Source organism: Kribbella sp. NPDC050124, assembly GCF_044460355.1.
In the GTDB taxonomy this organism is placed as follows: domain Bacteria; phylum Actinomycetota; class Actinomycetes; order Propionibacteriales; family Kribbellaceae; genus Kribbella.
The window spans coordinates 1-1,846 of the sequence record NZ_JBITJU010000072.1 but is presented as its reverse complement, the minus strand read 5'-3'; the positions used below and the strand labels follow the sequence as shown (position 1 = coordinate 1,846).

The 1,846-nt window shown below is 56.8% G+C and carries 2 rRNA genes; both read right to left on the bottom strand.

Annotated elements, in window-relative coordinates:
* Nucleotides 1-49: 49 nt before the first annotated feature.
* A 5S ribosomal RNA gene (rrf, locus tag ACIBL3_RS47245) occupies nt 50-167 on the bottom strand.
* A 158-nt stretch (nt 168-325) separates the two neighbouring features.
* Nucleotides 326-1,846, bottom strand: a 23S ribosomal RNA gene (locus tag ACIBL3_RS47240); the annotation flags it as partial.

Sequence of the window (1,846 nt, the reverse complement as noted above, 5' to 3'; positions counted from 1 at the left end):
GAAATGTTAAGGGCCACCCCAAATCGGGGTGGCCCTTAACAGTGTGAATGTCCGGCGGCGTCCTACTCTCCCACGACCTCCCGGTCGCAGTACCATCGGCGCTGTCGGGCTTAACTTCCAGGTTCGGAATGGAGACTGGGTGTTTCCCCGACGCTATGGCCACCGAAACTCTATCAAAATATCAACCAACCACCTGCTCAGTCACAGCACCCCGCCGGGGGTGTTGGTGTGCTGGGGTTGACCGTATTTCGGGAACCGTACAGTGAACGCGAATCATCTCGTCAATAACGCAGCCTGGTCGTTGTCCCACCAGTGAAGGTGGGTGTGTGACAAGCCCTCGGCCTATTAGTACCAGTCAGCTCCACACGTTGCCGCGCTTCCACTTCTGGCCTATCAACCCAGTGGTCTACTGGGGGCCTTACCCGGTTAACCCGGTGGGAGACCTCATCTTGAAGCGTGCTTCCCGCTTAGATGCTTTCAGCGGTTATCACTCCCGAACGTAGCCAACCAGCCGTGCTCCTGGCGGAACAACTGGCACACCAGAGGTTCGTCCACCCCGGTCCTCTCGTACTAGGGGCAGCCCTTCTCAAGTCTCCTGCGCGCGCAGCGGATAGGGACCGAACTGTCTCACGACGTTCTAAACCCAGCTCGCGTGCCGCTTTAATGGGCGAACAGCCCAACCCTTGGGACCTACTCCAGCCCCAGGATGCGACGAGCCGACATCGAGGTGCCAAACCATCCCGTCGATATGGACTCTTGGGGAAGATCAGCCTGTTATCCCCGGGGTACCTTTTATCCGTTGAGCGACGGTGCTCCCACATGCCACCGCCGGATCACTAGTTCCGACTTTCGTCCCTGCTCGACATGTCTGTCTCACAGTCAAGCTCCCTTGTGCACTTACACTCGACACCTGATTGCCAACCAGGCTGAGGGAACCTTTGAGCGCCTCCGTTACCTTTTAGGAGGCGACCGCCCCAGTCAAACTACCCACCAGGCACTGTCCCTGATCCGGATAACGGACCAAAGTTAGACAGCCAGAACAACCAGAGTGGTATTTCAACGATGACTCCACCCGAACTGGCGTCCGAGCTTCACAGTCTCCCACCTATCCTACACAAGTTGTACCGACCACCAATACCAAGTTGTAGTAAAGGTCCCGGGGTCTTTCCGTCCTGCTGCGCGTAACGAGCATCTTTACTCGTAATGCAATTTCGCCGAGTCCATGGTTGAGACAGCGCCCAAGTCGTTACGCCATTCGTGCAGGTCGGAACTTACCCGACAAGGAATTTCGCTACCTTAGGATGGTTATAGTTACCACCGCCGTTTACTGGCGCTTAAGTTCAAAGCTTCGCCGGCCGAAACCAGCTAACCTGTCCCCTTAACGTTCCAGCACCGGGCAGGCGTCAGTCCGTATACATCGAATTACTTCTTCGCACGGACCTGTGTTTTTAGTAAACAGTCGCTTGGGCCTGGTCTCTGCGACCATCACCGCTTCCACCCGCGAAGGATGTAACGGATCCGGTCCCCCTTCTCCCGAAGTTACGGGGGCATTTTGCCGAGTTCCTTAACCATGGTTCACTCGATCGCCTTGGTATTCTCTACCTGATCACCTGTGTCGGTTTGGGGTACGGGCGGCTCTAACACTCACTGCGAAGTTTTTCTCGGCAGCATGGGATCATCCACTTCCCCTAAACGGGTCCGCCTCGGCTCTCAGGCTCAATGAGACACGGATTTGCCTATGCCTCGCCCTACCACCTTGCCCGCGGATCAGCTTGCGCCTACCATCGCCGCGGTTGGACTACCCTCCTGCGTCACTCCTCAATGCACCTACTACCACCTCGGGTCA